General features: G+C 69.1%; 18 protein-coding genes and 4 pseudogenes. 11 read left to right on the top strand and 11 right to left on the bottom strand.

From position 1 onward, the window contains the following. Positions 1–175: 175 nt before the first annotated feature. On the bottom strand, positions 176–880 hold the full coding sequence (locus ACFWSK_RS31690; protein ID WP_383793737.1) for a DUF4386 domain-containing protein: 705 nt from the start codon (positions 878–880) through the stop codon (positions 176–178). A 120-nt stretch (positions 881–1,000) separates the two neighbouring features. Here ACFWSK_RS31690 and ACFWSK_RS31685 point away from each other — a divergent pair, with 120 nt between their 5' ends. Further along, the gene (locus tag ACFWSK_RS31685) at positions 1,001–1,684 is read left to right on the top strand and encodes a TetR/AcrR family transcriptional regulator C-terminal domain-containing protein (protein ID WP_383793734.1); all 684 of its coding nucleotides are present in this window, start codon (positions 1,001–1,003) and stop codon (positions 1,682–1,684) included. A gap of 439 nt (positions 1,685–2,123) precedes the next feature. Here ACFWSK_RS31685 and ACFWSK_RS31680 read toward each other — a convergent pair whose 3' ends face one another. The 4 genes and pseudogenes from ACFWSK_RS31680 to ACFWSK_RS31665 form a co-directional block, all read right to left on the bottom strand. Continuing rightward, positions 2,124–3,146, bottom strand: a complete 1,023-nt coding sequence (locus ACFWSK_RS31680; RefSeq protein ID WP_383793731.1) for a hypothetical protein — start codon at positions 3,144–3,146, stop codon at positions 2,124–2,126. A gap of 63 nt (positions 3,147–3,209) precedes the next feature. Then, positions 3,210–4,295 (bottom strand): polyprenyl synthetase family protein, encoded by a 1,086-nt coding sequence (locus ACFWSK_RS31675; RefSeq protein WP_383793729.1) that lies wholly within the window; start codon positions 4,293–4,295, stop codon positions 3,210–3,212. Between the two features lie 158 nt (positions 4,296–4,453). Next, positions 4,454–5,017, bottom strand: coding sequence for a cytochrome P450 (locus tag ACFWSK_RS31670; RefSeq protein WP_383793726.1), 564 nt, complete (start codon positions 5,015–5,017; stop codon positions 4,454–4,456). Between the two features lie 19 nt (positions 5,018–5,036). Beyond that, positions 5,037–5,768: pseudogene (locus tag ACFWSK_RS31665) on the bottom strand (cytochrome P450); the annotation flags it as partial. 1,665 nt (positions 5,769–7,433) lie between these two features. Here ACFWSK_RS31665 and ACFWSK_RS31660 point away from each other — a divergent pair. From ACFWSK_RS31660 to ACFWSK_RS31650, 3 genes and pseudogenes are all read left to right on the top strand, one after another. After that, positions 7,434–8,504 carry an N-acetylmuramoyl-L-alanine amidase gene (locus ACFWSK_RS31660; RefSeq protein ID WP_383793724.1) on the top strand — a complete coding sequence of 357 codons (1,071 nt, stop codon included), beginning with the start codon at positions 7,434–7,436 and terminating at the stop codon, positions 8,502–8,504. Positions 8,505–8,771: 267 nt separating this feature from the next. Then, positions 8,772–9,135 (top strand): annotated as a pseudogene (locus tag ACFWSK_RS31655) (IS701 family transposase); the annotation flags it as partial. 174 nt (positions 9,136–9,309) lie between these two features. Beyond that, positions 9,310–9,744, top strand: coding sequence for a DUF6196 family protein (locus tag ACFWSK_RS31650; protein WP_383793721.1), 435 nt, complete (start codon positions 9,310–9,312; stop codon positions 9,742–9,744). 132 nt (positions 9,745–9,876) lie between these two features. Here ACFWSK_RS31650 and ACFWSK_RS31645 read toward each other — a convergent pair whose 3' ends face one another. After that, positions 9,877–10,074 (bottom strand): hypothetical protein, encoded by a 198-nt coding sequence (locus ACFWSK_RS31645; protein WP_383793719.1) that lies wholly within the window; start codon positions 10,072–10,074, stop codon positions 9,877–9,879. A 280-nt stretch (positions 10,075–10,354) separates the two neighbouring features. Here ACFWSK_RS31645 and ACFWSK_RS31640 point away from each other — a divergent pair, with 280 nt between their 5' ends. The 3 genes from ACFWSK_RS31640 to ACFWSK_RS31630 all read left to right on the top strand — a co-directional run bounded on the left by ACFWSK_RS31640 (position 10,355) and on the right by ACFWSK_RS31630 (position 12,982). Continuing rightward, positions 10,355–10,738: a hypothetical protein gene (locus tag ACFWSK_RS31640; protein ID WP_383793717.1), complete on the top strand. Its 384-nt coding sequence runs from the start codon at positions 10,355–10,357 to the stop codon at positions 10,736–10,738. Between the two features lie 267 nt (positions 10,739–11,005). After that, the gene (locus tag ACFWSK_RS31635) at positions 11,006–12,037 is read left to right on the top strand and encodes an ISAs1 family transposase (protein WP_383793714.1); all 1,032 of its coding nucleotides are present in this window, start codon (positions 11,006–11,008) and stop codon (positions 12,035–12,037) included. A gap of 177 nt (positions 12,038–12,214) precedes the next feature. Continuing rightward, entirely contained in the window at positions 12,215–12,982 is a 768-nt protein-coding gene (locus ACFWSK_RS31630; protein WP_383793712.1) for an RNA ligase family protein, read from the top strand. 1,176 nt (positions 12,983–14,158) lie between these two features. Here ACFWSK_RS31630 and ACFWSK_RS31625 read toward each other — a convergent pair. From ACFWSK_RS31625 to ACFWSK_RS31605, 5 genes are all read right to left on the bottom strand, one after another. Continuing rightward, entirely contained in the window at positions 14,159–14,863 is a 705-nt protein-coding gene (locus ACFWSK_RS31625) for a hypothetical protein (protein ID WP_383793709.1), read from the bottom strand. A gap of 532 nt (positions 14,864–15,395) precedes the next feature. After that, positions 15,396–15,620 carry a GNAT family N-acetyltransferase gene (locus tag ACFWSK_RS31620; protein WP_383793706.1) on the bottom strand — a complete coding sequence of 75 codons (225 nt, stop codon included), beginning with the start codon at positions 15,618–15,620 and terminating at the stop codon, positions 15,396–15,398. 186 nt (positions 15,621–15,806) lie between these two features. Next, the gene (locus ACFWSK_RS31615) at positions 15,807–17,231 is read right to left on the bottom strand and encodes an FG-GAP repeat domain-containing protein (protein ID WP_383793703.1); all 1,425 of its coding nucleotides are present in this window, start codon (positions 17,229–17,231) and stop codon (positions 15,807–15,809) included. Positions 17,232–17,552: 321 nt separating this feature from the next. Then, a complete protein-coding gene (gap, locus tag ACFWSK_RS31610) occupies positions 17,553–18,551 on the bottom strand; it encodes a type I glyceraldehyde-3-phosphate dehydrogenase (protein ID WP_383793700.1) in 999 nt (332 codons plus the stop codon). Between the two features lie 107 nt (positions 18,552–18,658). Further along, complete coding sequence (locus ACFWSK_RS31605) at positions 18,659–19,615, bottom strand: GlxA family transcriptional regulator (protein WP_383793697.1); 957 nt, start codon at positions 19,613–19,615, stop codon at positions 18,659–18,661. Positions 19,616–20,156: 541 nt separating this feature from the next. On the opposite strand from ACFWSK_RS31605, the gene ACFWSK_RS31600 reads away from it, so the two are divergent. The 4 genes and pseudogenes from ACFWSK_RS31600 to ACFWSK_RS31585 form a co-directional block, all read left to right on the top strand. After that, positions 20,157–20,699 carry an SCO6880 family protein gene (locus tag ACFWSK_RS31600; RefSeq protein ID WP_383793694.1) on the top strand — a complete coding sequence of 181 codons (543 nt, stop codon included), beginning with the start codon at positions 20,157–20,159 and terminating at the stop codon, positions 20,697–20,699. A 4-nt stretch (positions 20,700–20,703) separates the two neighbouring features. Then, positions 20,704–20,991 carry a hypothetical protein gene (locus ACFWSK_RS31595; RefSeq protein ID WP_383793691.1) on the top strand — a complete coding sequence of 96 codons (288 nt, stop codon included), beginning with the start codon at positions 20,704–20,706 and terminating at the stop codon, positions 20,989–20,991. A gap of 27 nt (positions 20,992–21,018) precedes the next feature. Continuing rightward, a pseudogene (locus ACFWSK_RS31590) lies at positions 21,019–21,315 on the top strand (SCO6880 family protein); the annotation flags it as partial. An 803-nt stretch (positions 21,316–22,118) separates the two neighbouring features. Further along, positions 22,119–22,313: pseudogene (locus ACFWSK_RS31585) on the top strand (transposase); the annotation flags it as partial. Positions 22,314–22,363: the final 50 nt, after the last annotated feature.

Genomic DNA, 22,363 nt, shown 5'->3' with positions numbered 1-22,363 from the left:
CGGCCCTCGTAGTTAGGGCCGGCCCCGCAGCGACCTTTTGATCATCTTCGGAAGGGACGCATCCTCGCATGAAGCTCCGCAATGCCGTCGCCGCCACATCCCACCCACACGGTCCCGTCCGGGGCAGCGCCGGCGCGTCGCCCCGGACGGCTCCGCCGTCAAGCTCGGGTCGCCCTCACCGACGGACACCTGCTGGATCAGCCACTTCTCCGTCCGCCCGGGACGCGGCGCCTGAGCCGGGCCCGAACCCCCTGAAGATCAGCCACCCGGCCAGCCCCAGCTCCCAGGCGAACACCGGGAGCGCGGCGGCCGACCCCGCCACGGAGAGCTGCGCGTAGGCCCCGAACATCACGGCGACGGCCGAGGCGCAGATCAGCGGCCCGCCGACCAGCCCGAGTACGGCGATGAAGCGCGGCACGAGCCGTGCGCGGTACGCCAGGTACGCAAGCAGGACGGTATTCAGGCCGAGGGCGATGTTGGGCCCGAGCAGGAACGTCCAGTCGTGCACGGCCGCCAGCGCGACGTCGGCGCCGGCCGCCGCCCCCGCGTCCCGCCGTAGGGTGACGAGCGCCAGAACGGCGACGATCCCGAGGGCGATGACGGCCGCCTCCAGCAGCCGTCCGAAGGCGTACCCGAGCGCGAGCCCTTCGCCGTGGCGCCGCAGGACGGGGAACAGTGCTGCCCCGGTACCGGCTATCGCCACCACCAGCACCACCTCGCAGAGCACCCCGAGCAGCGCCCGCGTGTCGGCGCCTTGCGCAAGCCGGCCTTCCGCCGCGCCCAGCAGGGGGCGGTACAGAACCGCCCCGGCTATCGCGGCGGCCTCGGTCAGCAGGAACAGCGACCCGGCGGCCACCGCGGTTCTCCGGTCCGGACTCATCTTCTCGGTCCCCCTCGTTCAATGGTGGTGTACGCCGTACACCTGGCGGCGATCATAGGTGTACGTCGTACACTCGTCAAGGAAGAAGGCGCTGTCGAGGAGGGAAGGGGCCGAACCGGAATGACCCGGCAGGAAGCCACGCACACGCCACGGATCCCCCTGAACAGGGACCGCGTCCTGCGTGCCGCCGTCGCGCTCGCCGACGCCACCGGCATCGACGCGCTCAGCATGCGCAGGCTCGCGCAGGAGCTGGACGTCGTACCGATGGCCCTCTACAAGCACGTGGCCAACAAGGAGGAGCTGCTCGACGGCATGGCGGACGCCGTCGTCGGCCAGATCGACCCGCCGGACGCGGGCCCCGACTGGCAGCGCGTGGTCCGCGGGCGGATCCTCTCGGCCCGTCGGGTCCTGCTGCGCCACCCCTGGGCGGCCCGGGTCATCGAGTCGCGGACCGGCCCCACCCCGGCCGTGCTGGCGTACCTTGACTCGATGGCCGGGAGCTTCCGGGACGGTGGCCTCTCCGCCGACCTTACGCACCACGTCATGCACGCGATGGGCAGCCGCCTGCTCGGCTTCAGCCAGGAGCTGTTCGACACCTCGGGCCCCTCCGGCCCGCCGGACCCCGGGCTGGCGGCGCGCTACCCGCACATCGCGGAACTGGCCGCGACGGCCGCACACGACGGGGGCTCCACGGTCGGTGGCGGCTGCGACGACCAGTTCGAGTTCGAGTTCGCCCTGGACCTCCTCCTTGACGGCTTCGAAAGCCTCCGCCGCCAGGGCTGGACGTCCGCGCGGAACGCGTAGCGGGTGCGGGGCCCCTATGTGTTTGGTCAAAGCTGATCGGGTGGGTTGGGGTTCGTAGAAGGTGCCGTCGCGGAGCATGGCGAAAAGGACGTAGGCCCGTCGTCGGGCGAGGCAGAGCAGGGATTGGGTGTTTGTGCCCGAGCTCCGGGGCCCCGTTGCAGAGCCACGAAAATGGTGACCGGGGGGGAAGGGGGAGCGAAGGCGCTCCTGAGCCAGACTGTCAATGGCTCTGTCCCCTTCTGTGGAGTCATGACTGACTGTCACCATGGCCTGGCAGAATGAGCGGTCATGTGAAAGCAGTGTGCTTGCGGCCGTCCTTGCTCGCTGTTCGACGGTGACGTCGAGGAGCTTGGGCGACCGACGGCATGATGACCTTCTGCGCGCGTACGGGGACGCGACGAGCTCTCTGCCCCGGGTGTGGCACGGCCCTCGCTGAATGTCAGACGCTCTCCCTGCCCGGTTCGAGGACTTGCCAACGGCCGTGGTAGCGCGCGGTGCGGGCCTGCCAGTCGAAGTTGCCGCGCATCCAGTCGCCCATACCATGGATGAACTGTTCGGTGTCATGTCTCGCCGTGGGGGTGGCGGTTGCGTAGGCGGGGTTCTCGCGTAGCCGGAGGGTCTCGGCGGTGAAGCTGTTCACGTACGTGCGGATGAGTTCCTCGACTTCCGTCACCGCCTGGCCTCGGGTGGTGCCGTGGTGGTGTTCGAGGAGGAGCACCCTGTTGTCCACGACTTCCTCGAGGTCGCTTTCACGGGCGAGGGAAGCGAGGTCGTTGGCGAGGCAGATGACGTAGCCGGCGTCGCTGCGCATCCTCGTGAGTTGGGGTGTTTCGTAGAGTGCGGGCGGCAGTTCGTAGCCGCCGGCCACTTCGATGAGGTCGAAGGACAGCAGGATCGCGCCTGCCGTGGTGCGGTGCTGGTCGTATTCCTCCAGGCTCTGCACCAGTCCCTGGCCGCGGATGGACGCCTCGTGTACGTAAGCGGAAAGGTAGGCGCGCCAGTGTTCCTTGAACCGCTCCTGCCATCGCGCGGAGCGGTCGGCGACCATCCCTGCCCAGATCTCGGTGAAGGCCCGGTCCAGGGGGCGGGTCACCGGGGCGTGTGCGGGATGGCATTCCATCACCTGCAGACACCCTTGGATCAGGGCGGCGGCCCGGTGACGGTCGCGTCCGGCCGGTCCGTCGAACTGGTCGTCGTAGAAGGCGATCCACCCCATGAACTGCGACAGCACCTCCATGGTGCCGGGTGAGGCGTAAGGGAAGACGTGTGCTACGAGTCCGGGATAGGCGGAGTCCCGGTAGTAGTCCAGGGTCTCGTGTGTGACAAGTCCGCGTGAGCGCATCCACTGGAGATGGATCGGAAGGACCCTCTCGTGGTGGGGGTTGAAGCGGGGCGGAAACGGAAGGCCGTAGGTTTCCACGGTCTCGGTGCCGTTGTGCCGTTCGTGTACGTCTTCACTCACGGTTTCTGCTCCTTGATGGGCCGTTGGAGGGTCGACGCCAGGGGGTAAGCCGTGGCCGCATGATCAAACCGTCCTCGCGGTCGCGTGACGTGCGAGCTCGCGTAGCACCCGCGAAACGGAGTCGGGGAACGGGGCTTGGGCCAGGGCCTGTTCGGCTTGCTCACATCGCGCCTGGATGAGGTGTTCCACGGCTGCGGGGGCACCCGTGGCGGTCAGTACGCGGCGCAGGCGGTTCGCCCCGTCCTCTTCGAGGGCGGGGTTGCCCAGCAGCTCGCGCAGAAGCCGGCCTTGGGCTTCATCGGCCCGCCGCAGAGCGATGGCGATCAGCACGGTGTGCTTGCCGGCACGTAGATCGTCCGTTCTGGGCTTGCCGGTCCGGGCCGGGTGGCCGTACACGCCGAGGAGGTCGTCACGCAGCTGGAAGGCTTCTCCGATGGGCAGGGCGTAGGCGCTCAATACGACGCGCAGCGCGTCATCGGCTCCGGCGAGGGCCGCGCCAATGTGCAAGGGGCGCTCGATGGTGTACTTGGCGGTCTTGTACAGGGCGATCGTCAGCGCGCGATCGGGGTCGTCGGTGGGCTGTCCCGTAGTTGTCAGATCAAGGTACTGCCCGTACATGACCTCGGTGCGCATGGTGTCGATCAGCGGCAGGACGTCCGCCATTTGGGCAGACGTCAGGTCGGCGGTGTGGACCAGTTCGTCTGACCAGGCCAGGGCGAGGTCGCCGAGAAGGATTGCGGCCCCCGCGCCGAGCGCGTCGGCAACCGCCGGGCTGCGGTTGTGCCCGTGGTGGGCGGCCAGGGCGCGGTGGACGGTGGGCCGGCCCCGTCGGACAGCGCTGTGGTCCATGACGTCGTCGTGGATGAGGCAGAAGGCGTGGAACATCTCAAGTGAGGCCGCCACGCTCAGCACGGGGGCGACATCGCCGGGGCCACCGGCTGCGTACCAGCCGGCAATGCACAGCGCCGGCCGCAGGCGCTTGCCGCCCGTAAGCAGAAAGTCCCGCAGAACGTCGGTGACCTCCAGCGGCATCCGGCCGTCCGAGGCCTGTTCGGCTTTGACCGAGAGGAACTCTCCGAGAATCTTGTTGACTTGTGAGGGAACGTCGGCCGGATCGAACGCCTTGGCCAGTGGAGGGTGGACACCCATGGACAACTCCCTCCTGCGTTTAATTGCCTGGATACTCCGGCGTGCTCAATTGTCTTGCAGCGCGGCAGGGTTGAAGATCCGCAGTAGATGGCGGTCGCCTTCCGTCACGCCGAGTGCCCCATGGGCGGACCTGCGGGTACCGTCCGGCGCCCGCGCTCTTACCTGCCCGTATGGCAGCCGGGGACCGGCAGCATGGGCGGGTGCCGCATCTCGGGCAGTAGGCGCAGGCCGCGGGGGCTCATGGCCACGCTCGTCGCAGGTCTCGGCGCGCGGCCGGTCAGCGCGTGCAGGCGCCACCGTGCGGCGATCGAGGTCAGCGCCAGGGTGGCATGGGTGAGGGCGAAGGTGTCGCCGATGCACTTGCGCGCTCCGCTGCCGAAGGCAACGAAGGGCCCGCGTGGTGGCCGCAGGGTGGGCGCGTAGCCGGCCCAGCGTTCAGGGAGGAAGGATTGCGGGTCCGGGTAGAGCTCTGGCCTGTGCTGGACGGTGTAGGGGCTGAAGACCACTGTGGTGCCCTGGGGGATGGGGTGGCCACCGAGCTCGGTGTCCCGGGTAGTGACGCGAGTGAGCATCGGCAGCGGTGGATACAGCCGCAGGGTCTCCAGGATGACGTTGCGCGCCACCGTGAGGCGGGCCGGGTCGGTGCAAGCCCCAGCCTGCGCACCCGAGAACTCGGTTGCCTCTTCGTAACTGTGCATCGATACGGGGATGTTGGGCGACAAGGTGCAGAGCCCAGCTCAGAGTGCTGGCGGTCGTCTCGGTGCCGGCGACCAAGAAGGTGAGCACCTGGTCCTGGAGTTCGCTCTCGCAGAGCCCCTGGTTGCCGTTCTGCGGATCACGTGTCGCCACGAGGACGGACATCAGGTCACCGCGATCGGAGTCCTGTCCACGATATCCGGCCACGAGGTCGGCAACGGTCTCGCGTGTCCGGGTCTGTGCCCTGCGGTAGCTCCGGTTGCCCGGGGTGGGAAGCCCGGCCAGCCAATCGGGCATGAGGGCCCGGCGCACGACGCCGGAAAGTACGGTATCGATCTCCTTCACCAAGGTGTCCAGGACAGAGTCGGTCGGTGCTCCGGAGAACATTGTGGCGAGGGCCGTGCGGGCAGCCATCACCCTCATGTCGACCAGCACGTCCACGGGACGGCCCTCACGCCAGGAACTCATCATCCGCGCTGCCTGACGGTGCATTACGGGTACGTAGCCGGGGATCCGGTCGGGCTGGAAGCACGGCTGCACCAGCCGCCGCTGGCGCCTGTGATCGTCGTGTGTACAGCTGGCGAGCCCGTTGCCGCCCGTCTCCCTGATCCGTTCGTACAGCGGACCGCCCTTGTCGAAGGTCCGGTCGTCACGCAGCACTCGCGCGGTCAATGCCTCGGTCGTGACCACCAGGGCCTTCCACGGGCCTATCCGGATCCATACCAGCTCCCCGTGGTCCGGAAGGGACCTGAGGAACCGGAACCTGTCCCTCACCATCGGAACGGCGTGCCCGAGCCACGGCAACGATCCCGGCGCATTCGCCAAGGTGTCGACCATCTCTACCTCCGCATACATCGACAAAGCCGCATGACAGGAATGGCAGCGCCGTCCGCGTCCAGAGGCCGGAGACGGAACACTGCGTCAGCCCGGTGATCCCGGCACCCACATCAACAACAAGTGTGTCCGCGAGTGACGCACAACCGTTTGCTCGCTTCTACGGCCGCCGGTTATGGCTGTGCTCGCCGCATGTTCTCGACGGCATTGCCGGGAGCCGAAGACCCGGTGCAGGGCGAGGCGAGTTCCACCATCCGGATCCGGGCCCAAGTGACCGCCGAACGCCCACACTTTTTCGATTGGGAAGGGACCGGATCTGTCCGGCCTGCTCGGCAGCAGCTCCGGCGCCATCGACCTCACATTCCTCATGCCCGGCGACCGACGTCAGGAGGTTCGCCGGCTGAACCGTCATCCCGGTCACCGCTTCCGGCCCCATTGATCCACCGGGTCACGGCAGCCTCGCCGACCGGGATGAACCCCGTACATCCTTCAATCTCTCCCCAGCTCAGCCCGGCACACCCACCGAACAGGGGCGCAAGGAGCACCACGAAGCAGTGCATATGACAATGACGTACTTCGCACGCCCTGTCGCGCCCGGCACTCCGTGGTACGACGACGTGCGCCCCAGCTGGGGCGGCGCTGTTCACACGGCCGGGCCCCGGGCCGCCGCGGCCCCGTTCCCGGCCCGGGTATCGCGCAGTTGCTACGCCGAATACGCAGGCGGCAGGGGGCCTTCCCTCGCTGGGTAGACCGCTGCAGGAGCGGTGGTTACTGTTCCTCGGGCCAGAGAAGCTCCGGAGGCCGCACAGGCGACGGGGGCTGCTGGCGGTGCTCGGCGGCCATCGCGTTCCACAGGGCATCCAGCCGGGCGTCCCTCATGACCGCGCCGCCAATTGACGAGCCGGGTGGTCGGCGGACGGCCGGGTACGGCATCTTGAGCGGCCGGGGCGCGAGGTGGCCCGCAAGGAACCATCTGCGCACCACAGTCCGGTCATCTGAAACGGAAGCGCGACCGCAATACGCCACCGTCGGAGCTGCTGTCTACCCCACTGCGCGGTCACGGGACGTGACCAATGCCGCGTCTATTCTCCGCCCCAGTTGGCGCGCCGCCGAAGACGAACTTGCCACCGTGCTGGGGCGGCCGACCGCCCTTCGGCGACGGTCCGGTCCTCGACGCCGCGGTCCTCTCCGACGAGCACGCGCAGGACATCCTCCACGGGCAGATCCGATCCATGGGCTTCATTGGCGCGTTCGTCGGCATGTGGGTGTGAGATCTGAACGGGCGCGGCCTTTCACGCCGACTGCGGCAGGACGTCGTTCCGTGCCGAGGAGTGAAGGAGGCCGCAATCAACGGACGGGGCGGGGCACTTCACACCAGCGTCACCATGGCTGGCGGACCACACGGACCCCGCCGGACGGCTGTCCCGCCGACCCGCGCCCGGCCCTGTGCGTCACCCGAGTCGAAGCGGTTCCGGCGCTGTGAAACCACGGGAGTCAAAGCGGTCCCGCGGCCGGTGCCGTCAGAGCTCTGCTGGTCACGCCGGGAGGTGTCATGTCTATGATGCTGGTCCTCTTGTGAAAGGACTGACCTTGCGTCACCAGCCACACATGAATCGGCGAACTGTCCTCCAGGCGGCCGGAGTCGCCGCCGCGGCGGGCCTCGCCACCGCCACCGCCACCCCCGCCTCGGCCGCGCCGGCGGCCCGGGTGCCCCGGACCCTCGCCACGCCCGTCAGCAGCACGGCCGGACGGACGGTCCGGGCGGACTTCCCCATCGAGTACGTCGGAGTCTCCTGGAACGGACCCCGGCGCGGGGCGGGCATCCGGCTGCTCGGACAGGACGGCAGCCGCGGCAAGTGGACCGCGCTGCAGCCGATGTGCGCGGGCGGTGCCGACGGTGACCCCACCACCCGCGTCGGCGTGCTGGTGCCGGCCGGCGGTGCCGCCGGGTACGAGCTCCGCCTGCCGGACGGAGCGGGCGACCTGCGCGCGACCGCCGTCGACACGGTGAACGGCCCTACGGCTGCGGCCTCCAGCGCCCCCGCGACCCGCCGCATCGGGCGCGTCGAGTACGTCACGCGCGCCGGCTGGGGAGCCGACGAGTCGCTGCGTTTCAAGGCGGACGGCAGCGAGAACTCGCCGCAGACCTACTACCCGGCGCAAACCCTGACCGTCCATCACACGGCCGGCGGCAACGGCGATCCGGACCCGGCGGCCACGATCCGTGCGTACTACCACATGCACGCGATCACGAACGACTGGGGCGACATCGGCTACCACTTCCTCATAGACGAGGCCGGGCGGATCTACGAGGGCCGGTACTCGGGCGCGGACGGCCTCCCGGCCCACGACACCTCCGGGAAGATGGTGACCGCCTTCCACGCCGCCGGGTACAACTCGGGCAACCTCGGCATCGCCCTGCTCGGCACCTTCAGCGACCAGTCCACCACCGCGGCGGCCCGTGACTCGCTCACCCTGCTCCTGGCGGCGCTGTCCGCGGTGCACGACTTCGACCCACAGGCCAACGTCACCTTCGTCAACCCGGTCAACGGGGTCACGAGGAACGTTCCCATGATCAGTGGCCACCGCGACTGGCTCGCCACGGAGTGCCCCGGCACCACGCTGTACGGCGAGCTGCCGGCGCTGCGGGCGGACGTCGCCGCGGTCTTCTCCGGCTGACGGGACGGCCGCTCGCCCGGCGGCGCCGGCCGTACGCTCGCCGACGCCCGGGTGCGCGGCCGTCATCGCCGGTGGCCGCTCAGCGCGGTCGCCTCGCTGCTGCTTGCTGCAGCCCTTGGCCTCTTTCGGTGTCTTGCTCTTGGCCTTCTGCTCTGTCTTCGTGGACGCGAGGGCGGTCGGCCGCGACGTGAAGGAGCCCGGTGCGGCTGCGGCGCTGCTCGGGACAAGGGTGCGGTCCTGACCGGCGACGACACCGATTTTCTGAAGGCCGTCCCGCTGACCACCCTTGTCGGAGTTGCTGGATCAAGGTCGCGGGAGGAAGAGACCTTCCAGAGGCCTGGAAGGACTGGACGCGCATCAAGTCCGCCGCTACTCGTCCTGGATCGCTGGGTTGCTCTGGCCGTGCTCGCCCACGCCTCCCTCCCTGTCGTTCGGGCTGACCAACACGCCCAGCAGGGCGCCCCTGACGGGCTGATCCCGCTGTCCTGCAACGAGATCCAGCGACTCTTCATCGCCCTGGCCGTCCAGCCCGACCCCACGGCGGCACACCGGCTCGACCGGTCCAACTGGACGATGCCACCAAGCCCGAGCACGCGCCTGCCGCTACCGACGACAGGCAGCCACCACATGAGGATCACGATCTTGCTCGTCGGCGTCTCCAGAGACGAAAGCCGCGCGCGAAATAGACGAGACGGCGAGGGCGTTGCAACGACGGTTGTCCTGCAGAAGCCTTCGTTCCGACAGAGGAGGCGACGTGATGATCCCCGGGTGGGATCACGGCTTCACGGAATAAGGAGTCTCGCTGATGGTCAGTGTGAGTGTGGAATCTACGGAACAGACAGAGCAGCGGCTACGCCGTGTGATCGCTCAGGCTGACCTCGTCGTGCACGACGGCGTCTGGTGTTTTGAAGAGTCTCCGGCCGACCAGCCGCCGGAGCTTACCGCCGAAACGCTGGCAGTTGTACGGGACCGGGAGAGCTGGAGCCGCCTGGTCCCGCTCACCCAGGATGGCGACGGCGTCGAACGCTTCGGAATCTTCTCCTTCCACTTCGCCGATCACGCGGACAACAGCGGTTTCGTCGGCTGGTTGGCCACCCACCTCAAGGTTGAGCTGGGGACCGGCGTATTTGTTGTCTGTGGCAGCAACCGCGCCCGCGGCGGCATCTACGACTACTGGGGCTGCCCCATCGACTTGCTGGATCAGGCCACTGCGGTCGTCAGGACGCTACGAGACAGCTGATCTGCATGCAGGCGGCGATCCATCCATAAACGGTGAAGATCACGATCTACAGCTGGAGTACTGGGGCGTGCCTCTTTACGGCGGGTGGTCGGTTGATTGGACATGCCTGTCGAACGAGCGCTCCAGCCGCATTCAACGTTTGACACGATTGCGAAGGGCCGTGACCGCCAGGCCCAGAAGGACGGGTTCGGTCACGCAGGACACCATCTCGATGTAGCCCCCGGTCGTGGTCAGGTCCTGCCCAGGGGAACGGAACACAACCGAGTTCAGCGTGACACTGAGACCTTTTTCGAAGCGCTCGCCCGTGAATCTGTCTCCGGTGGGGTTCACGGGGTCAGTTCTATCGATCTCGACGGTGACCTTGCCTCCGCCGGACGGCACTGTGCCGGTCGCTCCTGTTTCGGGGTAGTTGCGGTTTGAGCGTGTTGTCCTGGTGCGCGTTAGTGGAGTTCCCTGTCAAGTCCTTCTGTTCAGCTCGCCAGGCCGGCCCGGGGCCCGGGGCGAGGTGTGCCTGGCTGACATCGCGATCAAAGGTGAACGCGTTCAGGAAGGCACACGCCCGTCACGCCGACCAGGCGCGGCACTGACGGAATCGGCGTATGTTGCGCGGATGGACATACGCAAGATCAAGTCGAAGCCGGCGCTGCTGGTAGTCGCGGGCCTGGTGGTCGCCGGTGTCGGATTCGGGATTGGCCACACGCTACCGACGGATACTGCGACCCCGCAGGTGTTCCAGGGCACGGTCTCGGCAGTCGGAATCAACGGAGACAAGTTCGGGGTCTCCCTCGACGGTCGCCAGCCGGGGAAAAGCTTCGGACTCGGCGCTGTGCCGTGGAAGGACACCAGCGGCACCTGGCACGAACGCAGCCCGATCGACTGTCTCAAGCCTCTGTCCCAGGGACAGCACATCAGGTTCGGCGTCGTCCACGTGAACGATCCCGACTTCAGCACCGACCTCGTCGCCTGGGTCGACTGCTCGAACGCGACCGGCTGACCCACTCTGGATCAGTGACCGTGGAGGCCCTGTCATCTGGGAGCAGGTCATCGATAGCGTTCAGAGATCATCACCGCTTCTCGCGGTCGGTCCCGAGCTGCCACGAAGCGCGCACTTGCTCAAGTTCTGACCAGGGCTTCGGCGCAGTTGCGGTTTGCGCGCGTTGTCCCGTTGTCCCGGCGCGCGTTGGTGGAGTCCTGGATGCAGGGCAGGCGCGGGCTCCCAAGATCATGTGGGTGTCGAGTCCAGTGATCCCTACGGAAGCCCGTGCCTGCCGTCGCATCATCCCCGAACCCGCCCGCCCTTGACCAACTTCGTGATCAGCCCGATGCCGCCGAGGGCGAACTGCCCGGACTGCTGGGCCGGTTGGCCGAGATTCCCGATCCGCGTAGACCCCGTGGCATCCGCCACGGCTTGTTGTACGTACTCGTGCTCGCGGCCTGCGCGGTGCCGGCCGGTGCGACCTCACTGCTGGCGATCAGCGAGTGGGCCGCCGATGCTCCGCCGCCGGTCCTGGACCGGCTCGGCGCCCGCCGCTGTCCGCTGACCGGCATCCGCCCGGTGCCGTGCGAGACGACGATCCGCCGCACGCTGGCCCGCCTGGACGCCGACGCCCTGGACCGGGCGGTGGGCGCTTGGCCGTCCGACCGCCGCCCCAACCCAACAGTCCGGCGGGCGGTGGCCGTGGACGGCAAGACGGTGCGCGGCGCCGCCAGGGCCGACGGCCGCAAGATCCACCTGCTGGCCGCGCTCGACCACGCCCGTAGCCTGGTCCTCGCCCAGATGGACGTCGGCGCCAAAACGAACGAGATCACCTGTTTCCAGCCCCTGCTGGAGTCCGTGCCCGGCCTGGCCGGCACAGTCGTGACCAGCGACGCGATGCACACCCAACGCGAGCACGCCGAGTTCCTCACCCGCCGCGGCGCGCACTACATCGTGATCGTCAAAGGGAACCAAAGGAAGCTCCGCAGACAGCTCAAGTCCCTTCCCTGGAACCAGATCCCGCTCATGGGCCGCACCCGTGACAGCGGCCACGGCCGCGGCGAGATCCGCCGCATCAAGGTCTGCACCGTGAACAACCTGCTCTTCCCTGGAGCCCGTCAGGCTGTCCAGCTCAAGCGGCGCCGGGTGAACCACAAGGCGGGCAAGATCAGCATCAAGACCGTCTACGCGGTCACCGACCTGAGCGCCGAGCATGCCGACCCCCGCCAGCCTGGCTGCCATGATCCGCTCGCACTGGCGCGGTGCGGGCCGCGGCCCGGCTGGGCCAGGCGGAGGTGCTGCGCAGTTCGCGTCTGATGGTCGAGAAGAATCCTCGTCGCGCGGAATTGACGAGCAGCCCCACGCCCAACAGTGGAAGATGTCCGTCGGCTGGCACAAGTGGGAGCACCCCAGAGAAGAGCAGCTCAAGGCCCGCATGCTCGCCCGGCGCAGAGCCCGGATCAAGACGACCTGACCGCCCCCAAGGAGTCCCACATGAGCGACAGCATCGATCTTGCCGCCCTGAACTCGGCAACCAAGTACCCGTCCATCCCGACCTATCACGTGCTCGGCGAGCGTGGCGCTCTCACCGAAGACGCCACCCCGTTCGTCGGCGATGTGGTCCTCACCGAAAAGGTCGACGGAACGAACGCCCGCATCATCCAACTTCCGGACGGGGACTGGTTCATCGGCAGCCGTGAGGAGCTTCTTGCCGCCCGAGGCGACCGGGTCACCAACCCGGCCCTGGGCATCGTGGGGGCGCTGCGCACCGTCGCTGAAGGCTTCTCCGTGAGGGACAGCATCAGTGTCTTCTACCTGGAGGTGTACGGGGCGAAGGTGGGTGCTGCGGCGAAGCAGTACACCGGGACCGGGCAGGTCGGGTACCGGTTGTTCGACGTGGCGACGGTGCCGCTGGATGTTCTGGGCCGGCCGGTCGAGCGCATATCTGCATGGCGCGAGGGGGGTGGGCAGTCGTTCCTCACCGAGGAGGCCCTGGCCATCGCTGCCAGCATGGAGGGCCTCCCGCTCACCCCCCGCCTCGGCGTCATCGCGCCGGGAAGTCTGCCGACCAGTGTCGACGAGATGAGCGCCTGGCTCAACGCCAGCTGGCTGCAGACCCGGGTAGCGCTGGACGGCCAGGCAGCTGGCCGTGCGGAAGGTGTGGTGCTCCGGACCGCCGACCGTTCGGTGATCGCGAAGGCGCGGTTCGAGGACTACGCGCGGACCCTTAAGCGCCGTACCCAGACGGCCCGTACTCGTTGACCGTTACTCCCCGCAAGGGCCGGTGCGGCTCACCTCCGCTCGCGCGGAGAGCACCCCTCGACCACGGGCGAGGACAGGGAGTCGGCTATGCGGGGGAGTATGGCGACGTTGGGTGCGGCGAGTTTGCGCCGGGCGTTGCTGGGGGTGAGGGGTCTGGTCGCGAGGCGTGGGGTCAATGGGGTTGCCTCGCGGGGGCGACGCTGAGGAGGCCGCATCCGTAGGCTTTGCCGCGTCCGATGCGACCACTGAGGCAGACGAGACCCAAGAGGCAACCTCCACGTCGTTCTATGCGACTCCCGCCCGCCTCGGACTCCCCGGCCAGGGCGGGCAGCATCGGCTTGTGATGCCTGCTCGGTGGGAAGACTGTGGAGCTCATCTATCGGAGGGGAAGCCATATGACATGTCAATCGTGTTCGAACAGTGGGAACTGTCGTAACTGCGGAGGTTCGGGCCAGCGTGGCGGTTCGGGAGCTGACCGGTGCTCTAGCTGCAATGGATCCGGCGACTGCCGAGGGTGCGGTGGGCGCGGCTAGATCCGCAGGCTTCGGGCTGCCCTCGGAAGGGCTTTCATTCCGGGGGCAGCCAACTGCTCGGGTGTCAGGCGCAGGCGCAGGCGCAGGCGTCCAGCCGATCGCCCTGTTAATCCGCCCAGGCGCTTCCGAGGCCGGCGAGTTCGGCCCGCTGTTCCTGGGTCAGGCCGGCCCGCGTCGTGGGTGTTGGAGGGGCACGCCTCCAGCCGCACGGACGCCCCGCCCGCCAAAACCCCTCGTTCCAGGACCTGTCGACGACGGCTTCCCTTCCCGTTCCTTGTACTGGGTGAGCGCGGCGATACCCCGCTCGGATGCCGATGCTCCCGGCCCCGGCCGCGCTCTCGCGGCCGGGGCCGCCGACGTGGGGCGGGCTTTATGCCGAGCTGCGTCAGCACCCGGGCCCGGGCCGAAGGCCCCGCCATGACCGGCTGACCCCTACCGCTCCCCGCGGCCTGCCGCAGACAGGGCCACTTGATGACCCGTATGGACGGCGGTGCAAATGGCGCTCGCGCTGCCCCACGCCGAGCCGGTCCCATGCCTCTGCGACGGTGCACAGGGTCAGGCGATGGCCGCCTTCACGTCCGCTGAACTGCGAAATGGGGATCAAGTTCGAGCCTCGTTCGACGATGGACCATAAATGACAAGCTCAGTCGCCGGCGAAACTCTCTCCCGTGTCGTCGCTCCGGCTCCCGTCCGAGTCAGCGGCCGGGATGTCTCCGGTGTCGCCGGCGGGTCGTTCGGAGTGTGCACGGGGCGGGGACGGTTCCTGGAGGGCGGTGGGGGTGCCCGGGTCTTCGAGAGGGTGCCAGGTGTTGCCGGCCTGGGCTGTGATCACGATCAGTGCCGCGAGGAAGACGAGGGAGGCCAGGGCGTAGGAGCCCTTCCTGACGTCGAGGTCGCCGGGGGCGGAGCTGCTCATGAGGAAGTAGGCGTGGACAGCGGGGGCTGCCGCGCCGACGGCGTAGGCCCACAGGGCCGTCTCTCTGGTCGTGGTGCCCGGGTGGCGGCGGGTGGCCGGAGCGTGGGCGAACAGTTCGCCCAGGTGCGCACGGACGGCACTTTGGACGTCCGGGTCGCGGCCGATGTCGCCGGGGCGGGGCCGGCTGACGGTCCGGTAGCGGCCGATGACGCGGAAGCAGGCCGCGGTGACGGGGTGGGCCGGCTCGGCCGCGGTCTCCACCAGCTCCAGTCCGTCCTCGTGGAGCAGGCCGTCCTGACGCATCAGGCGGATGGCCACGTCGGTCGCGCGGTAGGAGTTCCGCTCCAGTCTGCCGGGCTGATGGGCGGTGACACACAGCGGTTCGCCGGCGCTCAGCAGGTCCGCGTGGTAGGCGTCGAACACCCCGGCCATGCCCGCACCTGCCGGACCATCCGGGCCTCCACCGACCGCCGCCACAGACGAGTCGTCCCCAGCACGATGTTCACACCGGCCAACGCGATCAGACCGGTCATCAGTAACCCCATGGACATGACCATCGACGACGAGCCCGCGCCCCGCAAGACCCGGGCCGGGCAGCGTTCCCGGGCAACCCCCGGACGGGAGCGGAAGAGCGGGGAACACCGGCACCCCGGCTGGGCGGCAGGGCAGGAGGCCGACATCACCGACGTACCGTCCTCGCCATCGCCGCGGTGTTCCCTGACAGCAGATGGCATCACAGGGCAGGAGACGACCGCCCGTCGGACGAACCTGCCGGACGGCCGCCGAGGGCCAGCTTTCCGAAACCGTCAGTGCCGCCGCGGCCGCGGCCACCACGCTGAGCGCCATCGACAGCGATGCCCATCAGGCGCCGAACACATGGGGAACAGGCATTCTCCTTGTCTCCGTGACACGCGGGGTCAGCCGGTTCGCAGAGTCATGGTCAAGACCTGTGGAGCGAGTCCCTTCAGAGGGCCTTCGTCATGAACGTGCTGCTCGGATCAGGCCGGTAGTCCGCGTACGGTTCGCACGGGACGAAGCCGAACCTTCCGTACAAACTCCTGGCGGGCAGGAAGAACTCAGCTGTGCCGGTTTCCAGACTCAGCCGTGTGAAGCCCACGGCCTTGGCCTCGGTGATGATGTGTTCCAGCAGCCTGGATGCGATCCCGCTTCTCATAGCGTCCGGCTTCACCGCCCTGCTGCGGCCAGGGCGACGTAGTGACGCCGCCGGTCCACCGGCCGGGCCGGGTCGATCGTCTTCGGTCGTCGGCGGCGCTCCTTCGGCGTCCGACGGAGCGGTGACCGGCCTCGGCGGACTCACTCCGCCAGACCTACCCGCTCGGCCAGACGCACCCGCTCCGTCAGCGGGTCAGTGTCGTCATCCCAGCAGACGGCCGAAGTTGACCGCAGACGGCTCCAAACCCAGGCTTGCCTCGCCGAAGGAGATGCTGCCCCGGGTGACCGGGCCCGAGCGGCTGCCCTTGAACAGCCATACGCCGCCCTGGCCGATGTTCTCGCCGGGGGCGGCCACCGCGAGTGTGGCCGGCACGCCCTTGGCGGCGGCCACGATGTGGACCTCGCCGCCGAACGCGTCGCCCTCCTCGTCGACGCCGGGGACGTCCGCCGTGGACTGGCCGATCACCTTCGTGTCGGTGCCCGTGATGCCCGAGGCACGGCCCTTGAACACCAGCACCCCCCCGGCGTCCTTGGCCTTGTCCACGTCCTCGCCCGGCAGGCCCACGACGACCTCGCCGTAGCCGTCACCGTCCAGGTCCTTTACCGCCGCGCTCGCGCCGAGGCTGTCGCCGATCTCGTCGGCGCCGGGCACCCCGGCCGTGCTCTGGGTGATCCACTTCGGCTTCAGCGTGGTGTTCTGCCCCTCGGGGCCGCCGTAGACGACCGCGACCGCGCCGCCCTTGCTCGGGAAGTCCAGGTCGCTGTCCAGGCCGGTGGGCTGCCGGGTGAAGACCAGGTCAGGGTAGGCGTCCCCGTTGACCGAGCCGACGGTCACCGAGGAGTGGCTGAGGTAGGTCCCGGGGGCGGCGAGGATCGGGGTCTTTTTGAAGCCTGTGCCGGTCGACAGGTACAGCGACGTCCCGTCGCAGTCCGGCTCGTCGCTGCAGCCGCTGCGCACCAGCAGGTCGTCCTTGCTGTCATTGTTCATGTCCACGGCCTGCACGCTCTCGAAGACGGTGATGCCGTCGGCGGTGAGGGCCGTGCGGGTGCTCACGACCGAGCCGTCCGCGCCGATGTTCTCGCTCACCACGATCTTTCCGCCCCAGTCGGCCTGGTCGATCCCGGCCACGTCCGTCCGGCCGTCCCCGTCGAAGTCGCCGACCGCGTCCCCCTGGCCGTGGAACTCCACCGCCCGGGTCGCGAGCCCCTTCGTCCCGCCGAACAGGATGATGCGCGCGCCCTGGGCGGACGATGCGAGCAGGTCCGTGTATCCGTCGCCGTCGATGTCGGCGGCCCTTCCCGCCCCGAACCGGGCGTTCTCCGTGACCGCCCCGGGCACCCCGGACGAGTTCTGGCTGATCACCCGGTACCGGGCCGGGCTGATGCCCATTGCGTCACCCGGGTACACCGCTATGTACCCGGCCTTCTTGACGCCGGAGACGGTTCCCTCGGGCACCGGGGCGAACATGTCCTCGTAGCCGTCCCCGTTGAAGTCGACGCGCTGCCCCGACACCGCCACGGGCCCGGTTGCCACAGCCGTACCGGAGAAGGCGAGCGGAGCGGCGACCGCGGTGGCCGCGAGCGCCACGAAGACCGCTGACGCGGTATGGAAACGAGAATCCAGCATGGTCCATCCCCTGTTGTACGAAGTTGCGCGAACGAGCGGGGGTCAGCGGCGCCACCCGGAAAACCGCCACCGCGGCTGCTTCCCGGCCGGCCCTCGCCCCCGCTCTCCCAGAAAGACCACTCGCACGGCAAATGGTTGCGCTGCACGTCTCCATACAAGGCCGTCCGGCATCCGGACTGTGCACTGCCCCCTTCCCGACGACCTGGCCCGGGCACAGCAGGCCGGGTATGCCGCCTACCGTGAGCTCGCCGCGCCCCCGCCCCCGTCGAAAAGTGCTGGCCGGCGCGGTCGCCGGAGGCGGGGCACCACCCCGGCGTCCGGTCAGCGGGTGGCGAGGAACTCGAGCGTGTCGATCACGCGGTTCGAGAAGCCCCACTCGTTGTCGTACCACGCGACCACCTTGACGTGGCGGCCGTCGACGCGGGTGAGGGCCGAGTCAAAGATCGACGAGGCGGGATTGCCCGTGATGTCGGACGACACGAGTGGGTCGTCCGAGTACTCGAGGATGCCGGCGAGCGGCCCCTCCGCTGCGGCGCGGTACGCCGCCAGCACGTCGTCGCGCGTCACGTCGCGGGCGACGGTCGTGTTGAGTTCGACGATCGAGCCCACCGGAACCGGTACGCGGATCGAGTCGCCCGACAGCTTGCCGTCGAGGTGCGGCAGCACCAAACCGATCGCCTTGGCGGCGCCGGTCGTGGTCGGCACGATGTTGACGCCGGCGGCTCGGGCGCGTCGGGCATCGCGGTGCGGACCGTCCTGCAGGTTCTGCTCCTGCGTGTAGGCGTGCACCGTCGTCATGAACCCGTGCTCGATACCGGCGAGTTCGTCGAGCACCGACGCCAGCGGCGCGAGTGCGTTGGTGGTGCAGGACGCGCTCGAGACGATCGTGTGTACGGCCGGGTCGTAGGCATAGGTGTTGACCCCGAACGCGAGCGTGACGTCGGCGCCGTCCGACGGCGCGCTGACGAGTACCTTCCTCGCGCCCGCGTCGAGGTGGGCCCGGGCGGCCTTGGCCGAGGTGAAGCGGCCGGTGGCTTCCAGCACGATGTCGACACCGAGTTCGGCCCACGGCAGCTGCGCCGGTTCCCGCTCGGCCAGCACCGTGATCCGACGGCCGTCAACGACGAGGGCGTCCCCGTCGACGGCCACCGGGCGCCCGAGCCGGCCGGCCGTGCTGTCGTAGGCGAGCAGCCGGGCGAGAGTGGCGGGCTCCGTCAGGTCATTGACGGCGACGATCTCGAGGGCGCTGTCGCGCTCCAGCAGTGCGCGCAGCACATTGCGTCCGATGCGGCCGAATCCGTTGATGGCGATGCGAGTCATGAGTGATGTCCCTTCCGTTCCACACCAGGCTCGCCCGCGGCCAGCGCCACTGACAGTGGCGGGATCGCCACGGTTCAAAAGGATCCCGCCACGCGGTGCCGGGCGGGTCACTCCCCCCGAGTGAAGGTGCGCCGGTACTCACTTGGTGTCGTGCCGAGGATCCGCTGGAAGTGCAGGCGCAGGTTCGCGCCGGTGCCGAGCCCGATGTCGGCGGCGATCTGTTCGACGCTGCGCTGCGAGCGCTCGAGCAGTTCGCGGGCCAGGTCGATGCGGGCGCGCATCACCCACTGCATCGGCGTGTAGCCGGTCTCCTCGACGAAGCGCCGGGAGAACGTGCGCGGCGAGACCCCGGCCTGACGCGCCAGTATGTCGAGGGTGAGGGGCTCGCCGAGCCGGTGCAGCGCCCACTCGCGGGTGGCGGCGAACCGCTCGCCGAGCGGCTCGGGGACGCTGCGCGGCACGTACTGGGCCTGGCCGCCGCTGCGGTAGGGGGCCGCAACCAGACGCCGGGCCGCGTGGTTGGACGCGGCCACTCCGAGATCGCCACGCAGGATGTGCAGGCACAGGTCGATGCCGGAGGCGGCGCCGGCCGAGGTGAGCACACTGCCCTCGTCGACGAACAGCACGTTCTCGTCGACCTGGACGAGCGGATGCCTGGCCACAAGTGCCCGCGTGTAGTGCCAGTGCGTCGTGGCGCGCCTGCCGTCGAGCAGGCCCGTGGCGGCGAGCGCGAAGGCGCCCGTCGAGATGGCGGCGAGCCGCGCGCCCCGGTCGTGGGCGGCGATCAGTGCCTCGACGACGGCCTGCGGCGGGTCCTCGCGGTCCGGGAACCGGTAGCCGGGGACGAAGACGATGTCGGCCCACGCAAGCGCGTCGAGGCCGTGGGCGACGTGGTAGGCGAGGCCATCGCCGCCGGTCACGAGACCGGGTGTCGCCCCGCACACCCGCACCTCGTACGGCATGCTCGCGCGGGTCGTGAAGACCTGCGCAGGAATTCCGACATCGAGCGGCTTCGCGCCCTCGAGCACAAGGACGGCGACGCGATGCAGGCGGGAGGCTGGCACAGGAAGAGGTTACGTGGGGGCGTGACTTCGATATGCCCATTGCGCGGACAGGGCAGACGACACACCGGCCGGCCCGTCCGGTGGTTCCTCCGGCGGGAGTGATGACGCCGAACCGGCGAGCCCGGTCGACCAGGCCCGTCATGTCGAGCAGTCGATGGGCCCGCAGGGCGGGCAAGGTGGAGGGGGCGCCCGCGGGGAATCGGGTGGTGATGCCCGGGCCAGGCGGCACGCAGCGGGGGTGGCGCGTCCGTGCCCGGCCAGGGCGCCGGGCCCGACGCCGCGTCCACAGCCGGCGGCACGGGCGCCAGTGCTGGTGTGGCCGCAGGGGCTGGAACTGCCGCGGTCCCGGCCGTTGGCCTGGCGCTGCAAGTCCTGGACGGCGTCGACGACGCCGTCCAGGGTGCTGCATCCGACATGGGAGACGGAGGGACGAAGTGACCGTCCACGAGGTACCGAACACGCTGCGCGTCGAGGGGTTCCGTACCCGCCGCAGTTCCGGATTTCTGAACCTGTCGAAGCAGGCGACGATCATCGGGGCCGGGTGCTGCTGCTGGATGCGTTCATCGCCGTGTACGAGCCGGGGAGTCTGCTGGTGACCCTGCCCGTCACGCTCAGCGTGGTCGGCCTGGCGGCCGCCTGGCGGCACGGCATGCCGACCCTCTCCCATTACTGGGCCGTGGTGGCGTGGAAGCTGGCCGCCCGGTCGGAGACCACGTCCTACCGCGCTGTCCTTCTGCCGCACCCCTACGCTCTCGACCTGCCCGGGATCGCCGCGTCCAGCACCCTGATCAAGGCCCACGATCCCACCTCGGGCCGTGACGTCGGTGTCGTCCACAACCGGGCCAACGGCCACATGACGGTCTCCACACTGCTCGCGCCCGGTGGGAGCCTGATGGCCCCCACCGGCTCCGTGCGGGGCAATCTCCGCACATGGGGGAGCGCGCTGGACGCCATGAGCACCGAGGACCAGATCAACGGTGCATCGGTCACGATCCAGATCACCCCGGGCGCCGGTGAAGCCCCTGGGCGACGACATCAAGCAGCGCCGGGACCCTCAGGCCCTGGCACGAGCGGTCGTGGATGAACTGGTGCGCACCGCACCGCACGCCACCGCATCCGTCTCCCCGTGGACGAGCCTGACCGTCGATCCGGCAGCCATCGCGAACGCCCCCACCGACCTGGGGGAGCAGGTCGCCGAAGCCCTGCGCGTGGTCGACTCGCTCGACCTTTTCGGAACAGGCACCGACATTATCCGCCGCGCCACCGACGTCGACCTGCGCCGCCTCGTACGGGCCGCCTACGACCCCGATTCCTTCCACGCCCCGACGCCGAGATCCGGGAGCTGTCCTGGGGCGAGTGCGGGCCCAGGCCGCTGACGACCAGTACGAGGAGTACGCGCACGACGGGGGGATCAGCAGGCCACCGCCCAGGTCAAGGGCCGGGCCCGGTGGAGCCAGAAGGCCGACTACGTCAAAGCGGAGAAGGTCGCCGCGCAGGAGGCCGGCGGCGCCCAGGTCGTCGACCGGACGCTGATGGTCACGGTCACCGCACGCAGCGCGGCCGAACTGCCCGCCGCACGCCAGGAGGTGGAACGCGCGATCAAAGCCACCCGCTCGATCCGGATGCGGCCCGTGTTCGGTGCCCAGGCGGCCGTCTTCGCGGCCGGACTGCCCGTCGGCTACAACCCCCTGGTGAAGTGATGGGCAAGCAGCCAAGGATCGACACCCCGCGCAAGATCACGACACCTGAGAGTGTCCCCGGCCAGAAGCGGGCCGAACTCGCCGAACAGAGACGCCGCCGCCGTCTGTTCGTCCCTCGCCTCGGCTGGGGCGGGCGCTTTGGGGGCCGCCGGAATGTATCCCTCCCTCCTCGGTGCGGGCCTGCCTGCCCCCGCGCGGACGGCTCAACCCTCTGGACTCCGGCCCGCTGAAGAAACGACTGCACCTGCTCGCCCCACCGAACGACAAAGTCCTGGACATCCTCAACTCCCGCCGCCTGGAAACCCCCGCTGGACCAAGGGTGAGCACCAGATCGCGGACCGCCAACCGGAGCCTCGTGCCCAGCGCCTGGAACCACGAATAAGGGCGGCTCGTCGTCACGGGGACGAGCCAAGTGACCCTGGTTACGGCTGCCCCGCGACGATGGGATCGGCGAGCGGCCTTCGGCCGCGAGGCAAGCGCCGGAACAACGGTCGAACGCTGCATCAACCAGTCAAAGCAGTGGCGGGGCCTTACCACTCGTCTCAATGCGTCTCGAAGAACGGCACCGTGTCTCGGTCGAGCAAGCGGCACACGGGCTTCGTGTGCGCCGCGGGGGACCAGTACTGCGGAACAGGGGATACCGGCTTGGTCCTGCCCACCTTGCCCACTGGTGAACGCATCCGGGAGCGGCGCACGTACCCAGACCGCCGTGGCCGGCCTGTGCGGGATCAGCACGGACTATCTCTCTCGGATCGAGCGCGGACCCAGCACCAGGGCCACGACGAACACCGGCATTGTGCGCGCTCTCCTGGGCCGCCCCGAAGACCCCGCCACGCGGACACCGCCGACCTGTGGACCTGGCTCGTCATCGCCGCCCACACCCAACTCCGCCTCGCCCGGCCCCTCGCCGAGACCTGCGCCGCCCTTGGGAACGCCCCCGACCACCGCACCGTCTTACTGATCGTTTCAGAATGAGGTTCGGAGTCGCCTCAAACAGATGATGCTGCAAGCGAGTTGGAGTAGTCCGAGGTGGAGGTCCGCGCGTATC

Origin of the sequence: Streptomyces sp. NPDC058620 (genome assembly GCF_042717135.1) — a bacterium.
Classification (GTDB): Bacteria; Actinomycetota; Actinomycetes; order Streptomycetales; family Streptomycetaceae; genus Streptomyces.
Note: the sequence above shows the minus strand (reverse complement) of the source record. Positions and strands in the feature narration are given on the sequence as shown.